This window comes from Citrobacter sp. Cu233 (assembly GCF_030332225.1).
Classification (GTDB): Bacteria; Pseudomonadota; Gammaproteobacteria; order Enterobacterales; family Enterobacteriaceae; genus Citrobacter.
This window is the reverse complement of record NZ_JAOWIF010000031.1, coordinates 124824-141129: the sequence shown is the minus strand read 5'-3', so window position 1 is coordinate 141129 and position 16306 is coordinate 124824. Positions and strand designations below refer to the sequence as shown.

Genomic DNA, 16306 nt, shown 5'->3' with positions numbered 1-16306 from the left:
GACAATCATGCGGTACAAGGCCGGATGCCAACGCTAACGCGCCTTGCCCGGCCTTGTCAGTGGATTAGTGAGATTTGACTGATTTTACACCCAGCCAGTCAATGATGCCCTGCGCAGCATGACGCCCTTCCGCCATCGCAGTAACGACCAGGTCTGCACCGCGAACTGCATCCCCCCCGGCAAAGATCTTCGGGTTAGTGGTTTGATAACGGTATGCGCTCTCAACATCAGCAGCGATGCGCCCCCAGCTATCAACCTTCACGCCGTGAGTTTCCAGCCACGGCATACCGTGAGGATGAAAACCAAACGCCATAATTACCGCATCAGCAGGCATCACAAATTCACTCCCGGCAATGGGTACCGGACGACGACGCCCTTGTGCGTCAGGTTCACCGAGCTGAGTACGTAAGAAACGCACGCCGCTGACGCGCCCTTCGGCATTCAGCACCAGTTCCACCGGTTGGACGTTAAATTCAAAGTTAGCCCCTTCTTCGCGGGCATTTTTTACCTCTTTTTTCGAGCCAGGCATGTTGGCCTCATCGCGACGGTAAGCGCAGGTCACCTGACTCGCACCGTGACGTAACGCGGTTCGTACACAGTCCATCGCCGTATCGCCGCCGCCGAGCACCACCACGTTCAGCCCGGCGGTATCAATAAACGGTTCTTCCGGCAGCTCATCCAGCCCCATCACCTGTTTGGTGTTGGCAATCAGGAACGGCAGCGCGTCATACACGCCGGGCGCATCCTCGTTTGGCAGATCCGCTTTCATCGAGCGATAGGTACCGACGCCGACGAAGACGGCATCGTAGTCTTCAAGCAGAGATGCCAGCGCCACGTCTTTACCCACTTCGCAATTCAGTTCGAAATGAATACCCATCGCGCTAAAGATTTCACGACGGCGTGCCAGCAACGATTTGTCCAGCTTGAAAGCCGGAATACCAAATGTCAGTAAACCGCCAATTTCAGGATGACGATCGAACACGGTAGCGCTGACGCCGTTTCGCGCTAACACATCTGCACAGGCAAGACCTGCCGGACCTGCGCCAATAATGGCGACACGTTTATCGACTTTCTGTACATGGCTTAGGTCGGGTCGCCATCCTTTGCTCAGTGCACGGTCAGAAATATAACGTTCAATATTGCCGATAGTCACCGCGCCATGCTCGTTCCGCACCGTACAGGCCCCTTCGCACAGTCGGTCCTGTGGACAGACGCGTCCAGTCACCTCTGGCAGGCAGTTAGTCTGGTGAGAAAGCTCTACCGCCGCATCAATGTTCCCGGCTTTTACCAGTTCAATCCACTGTGGGATGTGGTTATGCAGTGGGCAGGTCCATTCGCAAATACTGTGTTCTCCGCACTTCAGGCAGCGGGACGCTTCCCGCTCCGCCTGCGCCGTACGAAATGGCAGGTATATTTCATCAAAGCTGGTTTTACGGGCTTCTATAGCCAATTTATCCGGTTCACCGCGCGGTGGCGTCGCCTGCATCTGCTCGCGCCTGGTGAGTCGATGGGCCGTAAAACCGGTCGAGCTGGCATGCCAGGGCTGACTTTCGAGACTTGCCGTACGCAGCCGGCGTGCTTTTGATAATCCGGTCAGCGAGCTTTCCGTCACCAGTTGTAACGCCTGCGCCGGACAGTTCTCCACGCAAGCCGGACCCTCTTCACGCCCCTGACACAAGTCGCATTTGTGCGCCGTTGCTTTTACCTTTCCTTTAGCGACGGGAGTGAGTACGATCTGCATCGTACCAAAAGGACAGGCAACGACGCACGATTTGCAGCCAATACACTTTTGCGCATTCACCTGAACGCTGTCGTGCTCATGACTAATGGCCCCATTCGGGCAACTTCTGGCGCAAGGGGCATCTTCACAGTGGTGGCAGGTGACTGCACTGCGCTGTTGCTGATGCTTGATGACGGTAATTCGGGGCTGAAAATGCCGTTGGCTCAGGACATGTTGCTCGTCATTGTGGGCCATGACGCAGGCGACCTCACAGGCATGGCATCCCAGGCACTGTTGGCTATTGACCATAATAAAACGATTCATGGCTTCCTTCTTTTTTGGTTGTGAAAACCTTATTCTTTATATGACTGTTGTTATTAACCGACCCTGAAGAGGGCGGCAATGTTCATTTGCCCAGGAAGCACAACTATTTATCCAGAACCTGTGGCAGATCAATTTATTTCATCGAATATGAAATTGCGTTTCATTTAGCAATCAGTTTCATGGCGATTTTATTAACATTTATCAACTACACTGAGTCGTTCGGGCTGTATCCAGGCGCGACGCGTATTGTGTGAGGATGTGCGAGTGACGGTAAAGCGTCCTGTCTCGGCCAGTTTAGCCAAAGCTTTTTTCTACATCGTGCTGCTGTCAATTCTCTCTACGGGTATTGCACTGCTTACGCTGACCAGCAGTTTGCGGGATGCTGAAGCCATCAATATTGCCGGCTCTCTGCGTATGCAGAGCTATCGATTAGGTTACGATTTGCAAAGCCAGAGCCCGCAGTTAAACGCCCACCGTCAGCTTTTCCAGCAAGCGCTTAACGCGCCAGCATTGCAAAATCTGAACGCCTGGTATGTGCCGCAAGCGGTAAAAAGTCGCTATGGCCGCCTGCATGCTAACTGGCTGGAAATGAACGCCCGCCTGATTAATGGCGACTTGCAGTGGTATCAGTCTAATATCAACAACTACGTCGATCAGATAGATCTCTTTGTGTTGGCACTTCAGCATTATGCCGAGCGCAAAGTGATGTTGGTTTTTGGCATATCGCTGGCGGGGGGGATCGGCATCTTCACCCTCGTTTTCTTTACGCTACGGCGTATTCGCCAGCAGGTCGTGCGCCCGCTGAATAAGCTGGTGACGGCCAGCCAGCATATTGAACACGGTCGGTTTGATATCTCACCGCTGGATACACAACTCCCCAACGAACTGGGATTACTGGCGAAGACGTTTAGCCAGATGTCGAGTGAGTTGCATAAGCTGTACCGCTCGCTGGAAGCCTCCGTCGCCGAGAAAACCCACGATCTCCACGAAGCCAATCGCCGTCTGGAAGTGTTATATCAGTGTTCTCAGGCACTGAATACCAGCCAGATTGACGTGTACTGCTTCCGCCATATTTTACAGATTGTCCGCGAACATGACGCCGCGTATTTCCTGGAGCTCACCGTCGGTGATAACTGGCGAATCAGCGAAGGAACGAAAAGCCCCGACCTGCCGATGCAGATCCTGCCGGTCACGATGCAGGAGACCGTTTATGGTGAATTACACTGGCAAAGCCCTAACGTGAGTGCTTCCACACCGCTGCTCAATAGCGTGTCATCCATGCTCGGGCGCGGGCTGTACTTCAATCAGGCGCAAAAACATTTTCAGCAACTGCTGTTAATGGAAGAGCGAGCGACCATCGCACGCGAGCTCCACGACTCGCTGGCGCAGGTACTTTCTTATTTACGTATTCAGCTTACGCTACTGAAACGCTCTATTCCGCAGGATAACGTTCCGGCGCAAAGCATCATGGCGGACTTTTCCCAGGCACTGAATGATGCCTATCGCCAATTGCGCGAACTGCTTACCACCTTCCGCCTGACCTTACAGCAGGCCGATTTGCCTTCCGCCCTGCATGAAATGCTGGAAACGTTGCAAAATCAAACATCGGCTAAACTGACTCTCGATTGTCGGCTGCCAACACTGGCACTGGACGCGCAAATGCAGGTGCATCTGTTGCAGATCATCCGTGAAGCGGTGCTGAATGCCATTAAGCATGCCAATGCCAGCGAAATTGCTGTCAGTTGTGTGACCGCGCCGGATGGTAATCATACCGTTTATATCCGTGATAACGGTGTCGGCATCGGTGAGCCCCATGAGCCTACGGGGCACTATGGTTTGAATATTATGCGTGAGCGCGCAGAGAGACTCGGCGGTACGTTGACCTTCTCGCAACCTTCCGGAGGCGGCACGCTAGTGAGTATCAGCTTTCGATCGGCAGAGACCGACAGTCAGCTAACGTAAAGAACGACAACGCGTCGGAAAGCCTGAATTCAGGCCTGACGGCATTGGTACAAAAGGTACGCTGTAAACGGGCATGATAATTTACATTATCTTCTTTTTTTCTCCACGTTTGGCCCGTACCTTGCCGCTACAGTGAAGCAAGTCATACCGATAACGATACGCAGAAACACGAGGTCCCCTTTTAATGGCGAATTTTTTTATCGATCGCCCCATTTTTGCCTGGGTGTTAGCTATCCTGTTGTGCCTGACAGGAACCCTGGCTATTTTTTCGCTGCCCGTTGAACAATATCCCGACCTGGCACCACCAAACGTACGCGTCACCGCGAACTATCCTGGTGCATCGGCACAAACGCTGGAAAACACCGTAACCCAGGTTATCGAACAGAACATGACCGGCCTCGATAACCTGATGTATATGTCATCCCAAAGCAGCGGAACCGGTCAGGCGACGGTGATGCTGAGCTTCGTCGCCGGAACCGATCCTGACGAGGCCGTCCAGCAGGTGCAGAACCAGCTGCAATCGGCAATGCGTAAACTGCCGCAGGCGGTACAGGATCAGGGGGTCACGGTGCGTAAGACCGGGGACACCAATATTCTGACCATCGCCTTCGTCTCCACCGATGGCTCAATGGATAAGCAGGACATCGCCGACTACGTGGCGAGTAATATTCAGGACCCGCTTAGCCGTATTAACGGGGTCGGGGATATTGACGCCTACGGCTCACAGTATTCCATGCGTATCTGGCTCGACCCGGCCAAACTTAACAGCTTCCAGATGACCGCCAAAGATGTGACGGACGCTATTGAGTCACAGAATGCGCAAATTGCGGTAGGGCAGCTTGGCGGTACGCCTTCTGTGGACAAACAGGCGTTGAATGCAACGATCAACGCGCAGTCGCTACTACAAACGCCGGAACAGTTCCGCGACATTACACTACGTGTTAACCAGGACGGCTCGGAAGTCAGACTAGGCGATGTGGCAACGGTCGAAATGGGGGCCGAGAAGTACGACTACCTCAGCCGGTTTAATGGCCACCCCGCGTCCGGACTTGGGGTCAAACTGGCTTCTGGTGCCAATGAAATGGCAACAGCAGAACGGGTCATCAACCGCCTCGATGAGCTGTCGCAGTATTTTCCGCACGGGCTGGAATACAAGGTGGCGTATGAAACCACCTCCTTCGTCAAAGCGTCGATTGTCGATGTGGTGAAAACGCTGCTCGAAGCTATCGCGCTGGTCTTCCTCGTAATGTACCTGTTCCTGCAAAACTTCCGCGCGACGCTTATCCCGACCATCGCCGTCCCGGTGGTGTTAATGGGCACCTTCTCCGTACTTTACGCCTTTGGCTACAGCATCAACACGCTGACGATGTTTGCGATGGTGCTGGCAATCGGTCTGCTGGTCGATGATGCCATTGTAGTAGTGGAGAACGTCGAGCGCATCATGAGCGAAGAAGGCCTCTCGCCGCGTGAAGCCACGCGTAAATCAATGGGGCAGATCCAGGGCGCGTTGGTGGGTATTGCCATGGTGCTGTCGGCGGTGTTTATTCCAATGGCCTTCTTCGGCGGCACCACCGGGGCCATTTACCGCCAGTTCTCGATTACCATTGTCTCGGCAATGGTGCTGTCTGTTCTGGTGGCGATGATCCTGACTCCGGCCCTGTGCGCCACGCTGCTCAAGCCGCTGCATAAGGGCGAACATCACGGCCAGACCGGGTTCTTTGGCTGGTTTAACCGAATGTTTAACCGCAACGCTGAACGTTACGAAAAAGGCGTTGCCCGGATTTTGCATCGTAGCCTGCGTTGGATCCTGATCTACGGCTTGTTGCTCGGCGGCATGGTATTCCTGTTCCTGCGACTGCCAACGTCCTTCCTGCCGCTGGAAGACCGCGGCATGTTTACCACTTCGGTACAGCTGCCGAGCGGCTCCACGCAGCAGCAAACATTAAAAGTCGTTGAGGAAGTCGAGAAGTACTACTTCACTCATGAAAAAGACAACATCATGTCGGTCTTCTCGACTGTCGGTTCCGGCCCTGGCGGGAACGGACAGAACGTGGCGCGCATGTTTGTCCGCTTAAAAGACTGGGACGATCGTGACGCCACCACCGGCACCTCATTTGCCATTATCGAACGCGCCACCAAAGCCTTTAACCAGATTAAAGAGGCTCGCGTCTTCGCCAGCAGCCCTCCGGCTATTAGTGGTCTGGGGAGCTCTGCCGGTTTTGATATGGAGTTGCAGGATCACGCAGGCGCAGGCCATGACGCGTTAATGGCCGCACGCGACAAACTGATAGAACTTGCCGGGAAAGACACGTCCCTGACCCGCGTACGCCATAATGGTCTGGACGACAGCCCACAGCTGCAAATTGATATCGACCAGCGCAAAGCGCAGGCGCTGGGTGTATCTATTGATGATATCAACGACACCTTGCAGACAGCGTGGGGCTCCAGCTACGTCAATGACTTTATGGACCGTGGTCGCGTGAAAAAAGTCTACGTGCAGGCGGCGGCGAAATATCGCATGCTCCCTGACGATATCAACCTGTGGTACGTACGCAATAATAGCGGCGGCATGGTGCCGTTCTCGGCGTTTGCCACTTCGCGCTGGGAAACCGGTTCACCGCGTCTGGAACGCTATAATGGCTACTCCGCCGTCGAGATTGTCGGCGAAGCAGCGCCCGGCATCAGTACCGGTACAGCAATGGACGTGATGGAGTCGCTGGTGCATCAGCTACCGACCGGGTTTGGCCTCGAATGGACGGCAATGTCGTATCAGGAACGGCTCTCGGGATCTCAGGCTCCTGCCCTGTACGCCATTTCACTGTTAGTCGTGTTCCTGTGTCTGGCAGCGCTGTACGAGAGCTGGTCGGTTCCGTTCTCCGTCATGCTGGTCGTACCGTTAGGGGTCATTGGTGCGCTGCTGGCGACCTGGATGCGGGGTCTGGAAAACGATGTTTATTTCCAGGTCGGTTTATTAACAGTAATCGGGCTATCGGCGAAGAACGCGATACTGATTGTTGAATTCGCCAACGAGATGAACGAAAAAGGACACGACCTGCTCGATGCTACGCTGCATGCGTGTCGCCAACGTTTACGCCCGATTCTCATGACATCGCTGGCGTTTATCTTCGGGGTGCTGCCGATGACAATCAGTAGCGGTGCTGGCTCCGGCGGCCAGCACGCGGTGGGGACCGGTGTAATGGGTGGGATGATTTCAGCCACCATTCTGGCGATTTACTTCGTTCCGCTGTTCTTTGTGCTGGTGCGTAGACGCTTCCCGCTGAAGCCAAAGCCTGAATAAGGCACAAAAAAGGCGACTTACGATGAGTCGCCTTTTTCATCCTTTTCAGGATATGAATTTCTTCCAGAAAATTATTTACGAAGCATCACTTCGATAAAGTCTTTCCAGTTCCCCAGTTCACGTTCAATCATAACAACCTCTCTTATTATTATGAGCATTCTACAAAATCATCATCATCAAAAGAAGAACATTTAACCGATGTTTGTGATTACATCCTCCAGTGCCTGGGGTCATGTCATCACTATGCGCCATACCCATAAATTTTATGTGACTTACGGCAATATTTTGAAATATTCATACATAATCTACGACTTTGACAATCTGATGGAAAAACAGTCGGATGCAAACAGGTAAATTCTGAATTTCAACCCAGCCGAGGTTCTGGAACTTTCAGGAATCATTATTCACTCTTCAACAACAATGTTATATTTTTCTATAACGATTGAGTGACAATATGTATTATCCGGAATAACACCGTTCAAGAATAAATATTCAAAATACGTCAATAAGGATTCAAATGATTACCCTCTACGGCATTAAAAACTGCGATACCATTAAAAAAGCCCGACGCTGGCTGGAGGAACACGGCATTGACTACCGCTTCCATGATTATCGCGTTGACGGTCTGGACAATGCACTCATACAGTCTTTTATCAGCGAGTTAGGCTGGGAGGCGCTGCTCAATACGCGCGGAACTACCTGGCGTAAATTGGATGAATCCACGCGCAGCCAAATCACCGATGCAGCTTCCGCCGCTGCGTTGATGATTGAAATGCCGGCAATTATCAAACGCCCATTGCTCTGCGAGCCGGGTAAGCCTATGCTGCTTGGTTTTAGTGAATCCAGTTATACTCTATGGATTTCGAGTTGCGGGAAGGCAACGAGCGAGTAAGTCCCCTGGAGCTTACTGAAGTAAGTAACTGGGGCGAGTGAACGCCGTCGCCGCACATGCGGCTTGAAAAACAACGAGTATATGCAGTTTTTTAATGAGGTGTAGTCTATGTCGTGCCCGGTTATTGAGCTGACACAGCAGCTTATTCGCCGTCCCTCCCTGAGCCCGGATGATGCCGGGTGCCAGGCGTTAATGATTGAACGCCTGCGCGCGGTAGGTTTTACCGTTGAGCGTATGGATTTTGGTGACACACAGAATTTTTGGGCATGGCGCGGACAAGGTGAGACGCTGGCATTTGCCGGTCACACCGACGTAGTGCCTGCCGGCGACGTTGATCGTTGGATTAATCCGCCGTTTGAACCGACGATCCGCGACGGCCTGCTGTTCGGGCGTGGCGCTGCCGATATGAAAGGCTCGCTGGCGGCGATGGTTGTTGCAGCCGAGCGTTTCGTAGCCCAGCACCCTAACCACAAAGGCCGTCTGGCGTTTTTAATCACCTCAGACGAAGAAGCCAGCGCTAAAAACGGCACCGTTAAGGTGGTCGAAGCGCTGATGGCGCGCAACGAGCGGCTGGATTATTGCCTGGTCGGCGAGCCGTCCAGCACCGAAATCGTCGGTGACGTGGTGAAAAATGGGCGTCGTGGTTCCCTCACCTGCAACCTGACGATCCACGGCGTTCAGGGGCATGTGGCCTATCCGCATCTGGCCGATAACCCGGTACACCGGGCTGCACCAATGCTGAATGAACTGGTGACTATCGAATGGGATCAGGGCAATGAATTTTTCCCGGCAACCAGCATGCAGATTGCCAATATTCAGGCAGGCACGGGCAGCAACAACGTCATCCCTGGCGAACTGTTTATTCAGTTCAACTTCCGTTTCAGCACCGAATTAAACGACGAAATGATTAAGTCGCGGGTACTGGAACTGTTGGACAAGTACCAACTGCGTTACACAGTAGACTGGTGGCTTTCCGGCCAACCGTTCCTCACCGAACGCGGTAAACTGGTGGATGCAGTGGTGAACGCCATTGAGCACTATAATGAGATTAAACCGCAGTTACTGACGACAGGCGGGACATCCGACGGGCGCTTTATTGCCCGTATGGGGGCACAGGTGGTGGAACTTGGGCCGGTCAATGCCACCATTCATAAAATAAATGAATGCGTCAATGCCGCCGACCTGCAGCTGCTTGCCCGTATGTATCAACGTATCATGGAACAACTCGTCGCCTGATGAGTGTTCCTGCAAGAGGAAATGAGCATGGACTGGCTGGCAAAATATTGGTGGATTTTAGTGCTGGTGTTTCTGGTGGGGGTACTGCTGAATGTGATTAAAGATCTTAAGCGTGTCGACCACAAGAAGTTTCTTGCCAATAAGCCGGAGCTTCCCCCGCATCGTGATTTTAACGATAAATGGGACGATGACGACGATTGGCCGAACAAAGACCAACCTAAGAAGTAAGTACGATTTAAAAGCCCGGAAAATCATTTCTTTTCCGGGCTTTTCGTTTAAATCATCTCAATCACATCATCATCGTGAGGCTTACCACCGCTCAGCGCTTCATCAAAGTAGTGCTTCGGTACGGTAAAACGCAGATGATCGAGCGCAAACTGCATGCTGCGATCGTCAATGGCGTGACCCAGGTCGTCGACGATATCCAACGTCACATCCCCACCAGCGCGAATTAACGCTTCCTGCGCTGCGACGGCGTGAGACAGTTCAATGACCCGATCTTCCCCACCATGAATCAAATGCACCGTCGTTGCTGTGGTTGCCACTTCCGGCAAGCTGGCGTAGCGGCCATTGAACGCAATCACCCGCGATGCCAACCCCGGCTCAGCTTTGATACTCTCAAGTGACATAATCGCCCCCTGAGAAAAACCAATCAACGCGGTAGCCTGAGGGGAAACGCCGCTCTGCTGCTGCCAGTAGCGAACGGTGTCAATAAAGACCGGCATGATGGCATCAATACGCGCCTGACGGTTCTCTTCTGTTACACCCTGAACAGAAAACCACTGACGCCCACCGGCAGCGCCATAAGGCTCAGCGCCACCAATGCTGACAATCAGCGCGTCCGGAAACAGTGGTGCAAACCAGGAACCAATTTCGCCCATGGCTACCGGATTATCGCCGACGCCATGAAACAGCAGAAGTAGCTGTTGAGCGGGTTTATCGGGACTTTGAACAACAAAATGGTCATGTTTCATGGCGATCTCCTTAACTGATGAGAATTATTCTACGCCGCTTAACCGCAATGACCATGCCAGGAAATTGAAGAAGTTAGTGAAAAAATTGCCATTGCATAATGCGATTACGTAACCGTTGCTGACGTTCGGTATCCAACTGCGCTAACGCCTGTGCCGCCTCTTCACGCTGAACCAGCAACAACGCTTTGCGCCCCGAGACCTTCAGCCGCTTGCACAATTCCGCGTCACTGCATTTTTCCTGTAAACGCCCTCGCAGCGCCGGGAGAGGCTGTTCACAGTGCTGGAGCAGACGACTCAGACAGCCGAGTGATGTGAGTAACGGCCGATGCGCGAAGGCAAACCCTGCCAGCTCATCCCAGTCATCATCATTAAGCGTAGACTCTTTCAGTGGAACGACCGGGATACACTCATCATTCCATTGTGCGAGGATCGCCGCATCACGACGCAATCGCTGATGTTCCCGCTCAGCCAGACGCTGCCCTGCATCACTGATAGGAAGTAATGCCATTGCCGTATAGCACCCACTGCTGGCTTCACGATGATTCCCCATCCGCACCATAACAAAACCGCAGCGCTGCCAAAAACGCCACAATTCGGCCGTATAACCAAAACTGACGGAAAGATAATCACACGGCGAGGAATACTGATGGGCCTGCATAATCAGTTGCTGCCCGATACCTTCCCGCTGACGAGCGGGATGAACCGCAATACGGCTAACCCGCCGCCCAACCAGCGTTGCGGCCAGCGGATCGCTGCCATGCGCCGCCAGTGACTGCGCAACCAGATTGCCTCTTGGCCGACGATATCCCGCCCACACAGCCTGACTTAACGCTGCGGATAGTCCCCCCTCATCCACCAGCCAGACAGCGCCCGCAACAGAGTCCACGCCCGATGCCTGAAGAAAATGCTGCCCCGGCGCATCCATCATCCGGCGCAGATCCAGTGGTGAAGTGCGATAATGCGCGCCGGAGAGCAATTGATAGACCGCCAGCGGTAGCGTCGGGTTGGTATGCCAGACTTTCGCATCAAATGCGCGGAAGCGAATCTCACCCTCTGGCGCATGAGTAAAGGTTTCATCATCAAACACCAGCGCATCGCTGACCATTTTTTCCAGTGGGCATCCCTGTGCCCAACGCACTGGCTGTTGTAATTCAAAGCGCCGCAGATGTGGGAAGCGAGCGCAGAATTTCAACAAAAACCCTCTGCCGGTTCCTTCATAGCCCTGAACGGTTGTCGTTAACAGCGTGCGGGGAAAGCGTGAAACCAGCTGATGTAGAAGCGGCGCAGGAATAGCAGCCGCTTCATCAACAACGAGCCAGTCAGCCGTTTCAGCGTTGGCTAACAGCGCGTCCGGCGCCATAAAGCAGTAGCGTTCCCCAGCAAACTGCGCCAGTACATCCGTTGCCGCTTTAGCCGGTGCAGTAACGATAGCCGTCCCCGTCATACGCGAAATCAACTGCCCAGCCAGCGCGGATTTTCCCCGACCACGCGCGGCGGTCACCGCAACCACACCCGGAGGCATATCCAGCAGGTAATGTAAAATCTTCGCCTGTTCCGGCTGAGGATCGCCGTTTGCCGCCAGCCAGTCTGCTCGCACAGGAAAATGCGGATAGGATTTCGCCTGATGCTGTTGCCAGTGCAGCGTTTCCCCCTCACGGGTCACTGCTCTCCTGAAGTGTTCAACAAAGTGTGGTGTTGGGATAGGTTCGGCGCAGTCGCTCCAGCGCAGGGAATCCGCGTCCGGAGACGTTTGCCAGTCCTGCCAGGGGGGGGTCAGCAACACCAGCCAACTCCCGGCGCGGAGCGTGCCGCTGAGTGCGGCAAATGCCGCCGCGTCAAACCCCTGTCCGGCATCAAAAACGGCATGGCAAAATTCACGCCCCAGCAGCGTTTGTAGCGCCTGTGGTGTGCAACCTGGCTCAGCAGGGGCTGTTGCCCCCACCCATAGCCAGTCGCCGGGCAATGTATTGCGTAGCGCTAACGCCTGGGCCTGGCACCAGTTTTCTTCGCCGCTGATTATCAGCAGACGGCGAATCCCTTCTCGGGCCATGCGTTCTGTGAGCGCACTCAGTGCAGCATTGTCAGACATCCCTGCCTCAATATCTTAAATGCCTTTGCCAAAGGTATTACATTGTCCCGGATCGCCACTGTCAAAGCCGCGTTTAAACCAGGTGTAACGTTGCTGCGAGGTGCCGTGAGTAAAGCTATCGGGCACCACGCGTCCTTGCCCTTGCTGTTGCAAACGATCATCACCAATGGCCTGAGCGGCGTTTAGCGCCTCTTCCAGATCGCCGGATTCAAGTACACCCTGCTGCTGCATACTGTGTCCCCAGACACCCGCAAAGCAATCCGCCTGCAGTTCCATACGAACAGAAAGGCGATTCACTTCAGCCTCAGAGGCATTCTGCTGCATCTGGCGAACTTTCGGTTCAATACCCAGCAGTTTCTGCACATGGTGGCCCACTTCGTGCGCGATGACATAGCCCTGAGCAAAATCGCCATCCGCGCCCAGCTTATTTTTCATGTCATCATAGAAGGAAAGATCGATATATACCGTGCCGTCCGCCGGGCAATAAAACGGTCCCATCACGGACTGGCCCGCACCGCAGCCAGTACGCGTCGCGCCACGATACATCACCAGCTTCGGCTGTTGATAGGTGCGCCCCATTTTTTCAAACTGCTGCCCCCAGGTATCTTCGGTCGTTGCCAGTATCACTGAGGTAAATTTTGCGGCTTCGTCATCATTCGGGCTGATGGAGCGTGTGGTTTGCTGTTGCGAAACAGGCTGACCGGTCATGAGTCCGGTGAGATCCACGCCATAATAGCCCGCGACAAGCACCACAATCAGCAGAATGATACCGCCTTTACCACTCGGCAAACGAAAACCGGGGCCGCCCATGGAAGGACCACCACCGGCGCTATTTCGTCTGTCTTCCACATTGTCACTTTCACGACGCCCTTGCCAGCGCATAGTCACCTCAACTTTTTATTCATTATGTTGATGATCGTAGGCGGTTCGGAACAGGATTACCATAAGAAACAGTAATCAAAATCGGGGGATTGATGAGCCGGAGAGCGATCGCCGGCTCAGGGAGGCGTTAGTCTAACTTCACACCCAGACGATGCGCGACAGCTTCATAGGCTTCGATCAGGCCGCCCAGACTCTGGCGGAAGCGGTCTTTGTCCATTTTATCCAGCGTTTCTTTGTCCCACAGACGACTACCGTCCGGTGAGAATTCGTCGCCCAGCACCACTTCACCTTTATACAAGCCAAACTCAAGTTTAAAGTCGACCAGAATCAAGCCTGCGTCATCAAACATCTTTTTCAGCACGTCGTTGGCTTTGTAGGTCAGCTCTTTCATACGTGCCAGATTCTCTTTGCTCACCCAACCAAAAGTTTCGCAATAGGAATCGTTAATCATTGGATCGTGCATAGCATCATTTTTCAGGAACAGATCAAACAGCGGCGGATTCAGTTCAATACCTTCCTCAACACCTAAACGCTTCACCAGGGAACCTGCCGCGCGGTTACGCACCACGCACTCAACCGGGACCATTTCCAGTTTTTTCACCAGACATTCGGTATCGGATAACAGTCGCTCCATCTGGGTAGGAATGCCTGCTTCTTGCAGTTTGGTCATAATGAAATGGTTGAACTTGTTGTTCACCATACCTTTACGGTCAAACTGTTCAATGCGCGCGCCATCCCCTGCTGACGTATCATTGCGGAATTCGAGCACCAACAGGTCCGGGTTTTCCGTGCTGTATACGGTCTTCGCTTTACCACGATACAACTCAGCTTGCTTTTGCATCTTTATTACTCCTGGGTGTGAATTAACGATAAATATTGCGTTTTTCTGCCGACGCACACGTTTGCGTATCATATCAGAAAAAAAGGGCTGGATAACTCCAGCCCTTCATTTTTACTTACTGAACGCTGCCTGGAAGACGGCAACCAGCGCGTCGTTCTGGCTTTGCGTCAGGGTATGTCCCTTCGGATCGATAAACTGCATACTACTGCGGTTGTCTAAATCACCCACCTGCAGTTTATAGTCACCGGATACAAGTCCTGGATCGGTGGCGCCCAGTTCCTGCCAGTTGCTGTCTGACAGTGGTTTGTAAGTCACAGCGATACTGCCCTGAGAACGGGTGCTGTCGGTCACTTTCATGCCCACTTTTTCCAGCGCTGCCGGCAGACGCTGCCACACTACGTTGAACGGTCCACGTACCACCAGCATCGGTAAACCGGTGTCATCTGCAGCACTCTGAACGTCCATAGTCGCGGCAGAACGGTTCTGCGCGGCATTCGCAGCGTCGGTGGCGTTCTTATCCAGACCCGCAGAGATAACGTTCATCATCTCAGCGCTATAGCGCTGCATTGATGCCGGATCGGCTACCGGTTTTCCAGCCTGCTCGAGGTTAATCAATTTCACCGTCACCGCCTGCTGATAACCCTGCGGTTTAACCGAGATTTGATAACGTCCACGGTACTGTTCATCTTCATCCAGACGGTTCCAGTCAACCCAATCGGTGGTCAGCGTCTGGCTGGTATCATCACGTTTCGCGATAGTGTAGTTTTTAGACTGCACAACGCTCACGACCTGTGGCCACAGCGTGTTGCCACGACCATTTTCCACCAGCAATGTCGCCGTATCACCCGCGATCTGAGTACGGGCGCCCGTGACTAATGCTAACGGCTGAGCCGGTGGGCGAATGTCCAGTGCTTTACCCACGGCACCGCTACCGTTGGTTACCGGGATGTTATAGTCGCCGGTCATAACCGGCAGAATCATCCCAGCTGGCGCGTGAAGCTCAGCAAGCGGTGCGGCCTCCAGATAGGATTCATCACCGCTCACCTGGCGCTTATAGCGCGAGTCAGAACTACAGGCCGCGAGCAACATAACAAGCGAAACACCCGCAACCTTGGCCAGGCGCGACTTTTGTACTGAGTAAGCCATCAAATCTCCCTAAACTTTACAGCAAACCGGCATGCTTAAGCGCCGCTTTGACAATATCACGAGCATTGTCCGTGATTGGTGTCATCGGCAAACGTAGCGTATCGGTCGCCACAAGTCCCAACTCCTTACATGCCCATTTCACTGGGATAGGATTGGGTTCGACAAATAGTTTGTTGTGTAACGGCATCAGACGTTGGTTGATCACCCGCGCCTCGGCAAAATGCCCTTCTGCCGCCAGTTTGCACATTTCAGCCATATCGCGTGCCGCAACGTTAGCTGTTACGGAAATCACGCCATGACCACCGAGCTGCATGAAGTCCAGTCCGGTCGCATCATCACCGCTGAGCAGAATAAAATCGTCTGAAACCAGCTCTTTGATCTGGTGAACACGACTTAAGTTCCCTGTGGCCTCTTTGATCGCGACAATATTTTTTACCTTCGCCAGGCGACCAACGGTTTCCGGCAGCATATCGCAGCCAGTACGGGACGGCACATTATACAGAATTTGCGGCAGGTCAGTATGTTCCGCGATGGCTTTGAAATGCTGGAACAAACCCTCCTGAGTTGGGCGGTTGTAATAAGGCGTCACCGTCAGGCAGCCGACAACACCGCTGTCGTTGAAACGCTGCGTCAGACTAATGGCTTCTGCGGTCGCATTGGCGCCCGTTCCGGCAATAACCGGAATACGCCCATCGGCCAGCTCCAGCGTCATCATTACCACATCGCCATGTTCATCATGACTCAGGGTAGCGGACTCACCAGTGGTGCCAACCGAAACGATCGCCGAGGTGCCGCTGGCGACATGATAATCAATCAGTTTTTTCAGGCTCGACCGGCAGACTTTACCTTTCTCATCCATCGGCGTAATAAGCGCGACAATACTTCCCGTGAACATGGGCCATCCTCTGTGCAAACAAGTGTCTCAATGGTACGTTTGGTACG

At 53.5% G+C, this 16306-nt stretch carries 13 protein-coding genes; 5 read left to right on the top strand and 8 right to left on the bottom strand.

The genetic code is table 11. From position 1 onward, the window contains the following. Window positions 1-64 precede the first annotated feature (64 nt). Complete coding sequence (gene aegA / locus OGX95_RS07080; RefSeq protein ID WP_286628929.1) at window positions 65-2044, bottom strand: formate-dependent uric acid utilization protein AegA; 1980 nt, start codon at window positions 2042-2044, stop codon at window positions 65-67. A gap of 264 nt (window positions 2045-2308) precedes the next feature. Here aegA and narQ point away from each other — a divergent pair, with 264 nt between their 5' ends. Together narQ and acrD are read left to right on the top strand one after the other, a co-directional pair. Next, entirely contained in the window at window positions 2309-4006 is a 1698-nt protein-coding gene (gene narQ, locus OGX95_RS07075; protein WP_286628928.1) for a nitrate/nitrite two-component system sensor histidine kinase NarQ, read from the top strand. A 184-nt stretch (window positions 4007-4190) separates the two neighbouring features. Continuing rightward, complete coding sequence (gene acrD, locus OGX95_RS07070) at window positions 4191-7304, top strand: multidrug efflux RND transporter permease AcrD (protein ID WP_286628927.1); 3114 nt, start codon at window positions 4191-4193, stop codon at window positions 7302-7304. Window positions 7305-7375: 71 nt separating this feature from the next. Here acrD and ypfM read toward each other — a convergent pair whose 3' ends face one another. Then, window positions 7376-7435: a protein YpfM gene (ypfM, locus tag OGX95_RS07065; protein ID WP_001386977.1), complete on the bottom strand. Its 60-nt coding sequence runs from the start codon at window positions 7433-7435 to the stop codon at window positions 7376-7378. Between the two features lie 386 nt (window positions 7436-7821). On the opposite strand from ypfM, the gene OGX95_RS07060 reads away from it, so the two are divergent. From OGX95_RS07060 to OGX95_RS07050, 3 genes are all read left to right on the top strand, one after another. Further along, window positions 7822-8196, top strand: a complete 375-nt coding sequence (locus OGX95_RS07060) for an ArsC family reductase (protein ID WP_286628926.1) — start codon at window positions 7822-7824, stop codon at window positions 8194-8196. Between the two features lie 108 nt (window positions 8197-8304). Next, on the top strand, window positions 8305-9432 hold the full coding sequence (gene dapE / locus OGX95_RS07055) for a succinyl-diaminopimelate desuccinylase (RefSeq protein ID WP_286628925.1): 1128 nt from the start codon (window positions 8305-8307) through the stop codon (window positions 9430-9432). Window positions 9433-9459: 27 nt separating this feature from the next. After that, window positions 9460-9660, top strand: coding sequence for a YpfN family protein (locus OGX95_RS07050; RefSeq protein ID WP_003835080.1), 201 nt, complete (start codon window positions 9460-9462; stop codon window positions 9658-9660). Between the two features lie 47 nt (window positions 9661-9707). Here the strand turns inward: OGX95_RS07050 and ypfH are convergent, their stop codons facing one another. The 6 genes from ypfH to dapA all read right to left on the bottom strand — a co-directional run bounded on the left by ypfH (window position 9708) and on the right by dapA (window position 16259). Next, a complete protein-coding gene (gene ypfH, locus OGX95_RS07045; RefSeq protein WP_286628923.1) occupies window positions 9708-10406 on the bottom strand; it encodes an esterase in 699 nt (232 codons plus the stop codon). 73 nt (window positions 10407-10479) lie between these two features. After that, on the bottom strand, window positions 10480-12495 hold the full coding sequence (locus OGX95_RS07040; RefSeq protein WP_286628922.1) for a tRNA(Met) cytidine acetyltransferase TmcA: 2016 nt from the start codon (window positions 12493-12495) through the stop codon (window positions 10480-10482). A 15-nt stretch (window positions 12496-12510) separates the two neighbouring features. Continuing rightward, a complete protein-coding gene (gene ypfJ, locus OGX95_RS07035; protein ID WP_286628920.1) occupies window positions 12511-13377 on the bottom strand; it encodes a KPN_02809 family neutral zinc metallopeptidase in 867 nt (288 codons plus the stop codon). Between the two features lie 127 nt (window positions 13378-13504). After that, window positions 13505-14218 carry a phosphoribosylaminoimidazolesuccinocarboxamide synthase gene (gene purC / locus OGX95_RS07030; RefSeq protein ID WP_003835086.1) on the bottom strand — a complete coding sequence of 238 codons (714 nt, stop codon included), beginning with the start codon at window positions 14216-14218 and terminating at the stop codon, window positions 13505-13507. Between the two features lie 111 nt (window positions 14219-14329). Next, window positions 14330-15364, bottom strand: coding sequence for an outer membrane protein assembly factor BamC (gene bamC / locus OGX95_RS07025; RefSeq protein ID WP_286628918.1), 1035 nt, complete (start codon window positions 15362-15364; stop codon window positions 14330-14332). Between the two features lie 16 nt (window positions 15365-15380). Further along, complete coding sequence (gene dapA, locus OGX95_RS07020; protein WP_271440159.1) at window positions 15381-16259, bottom strand: 4-hydroxy-tetrahydrodipicolinate synthase; 879 nt, start codon at window positions 16257-16259, stop codon at window positions 15381-15383. Window positions 16260-16306: the final 47 nt, after the last annotated feature.

Excerpts from the sequence above, each read along its gene's own strand:
- ypfJ (WP_286628920.1), bottom strand. The coding sequence starts at position 13,377 with ATGCGCTGGCAAGGGCGTCGTGAAAGTGACAATGTGGAAGACAGACGA.
- OGX95_RS07050 (WP_003835080.1), top strand. The coding sequence starts at position 9,460 with ATGGACTGGCTGGCAAAATATTGGTGGATTTTAGTGCTGGTGTTTCTG.
- ypfH (WP_286628923.1), bottom strand. The coding sequence starts at position 10,406 with ATGAAACATGACCATTTTGTTGTTCAAAGTCCCGATAAACCCGCTCAA.
- bamC (WP_286628918.1), bottom strand. The coding sequence starts at position 15,364 with ATGGCTTACTCAGTACAAAAGTCGCGCCTGGCCAAGGTTGCGGGTGTT.
- purC (WP_003835086.1), bottom strand. The coding sequence starts at position 14,218 with ATGCAAAAGCAAGCTGAGTTGTATCGTGGTAAAGCGAAGACCGTATAC.
- dapE (WP_286628925.1), top strand. The coding sequence starts at position 8,305 with ATGTCGTGCCCGGTTATTGAGCTGACACAGCAGCTTATTCGCCGTCCC.
- OGX95_RS07060 (WP_286628926.1), top strand. The coding sequence starts at position 7,822 with ATGATTACCCTCTACGGCATTAAAAACTGCGATACCATTAAAAAAGCC.
- OGX95_RS07040 (WP_286628922.1), bottom strand. The coding sequence starts at position 12,495 with ATGTCTGACAATGCTGCACTGAGTGCGCTCACAGAACGCATGGCCCGA.
- acrD (WP_286628927.1), top strand. The coding sequence starts at position 4,191 with ATGGCGAATTTTTTTATCGATCGCCCCATTTTTGCCTGGGTGTTAGCT.
- dapA (WP_271440159.1), bottom strand. The coding sequence starts at position 16,259 with ATGTTCACGGGAAGTATTGTCGCGCTTATTACGCCGATGGATGAGAAA.
- aegA (WP_286628929.1), bottom strand. The coding sequence starts at position 2,044 with ATGAATCGTTTTATTATGGTCAATAGCCAACAGTGCCTGGGATGCCAT.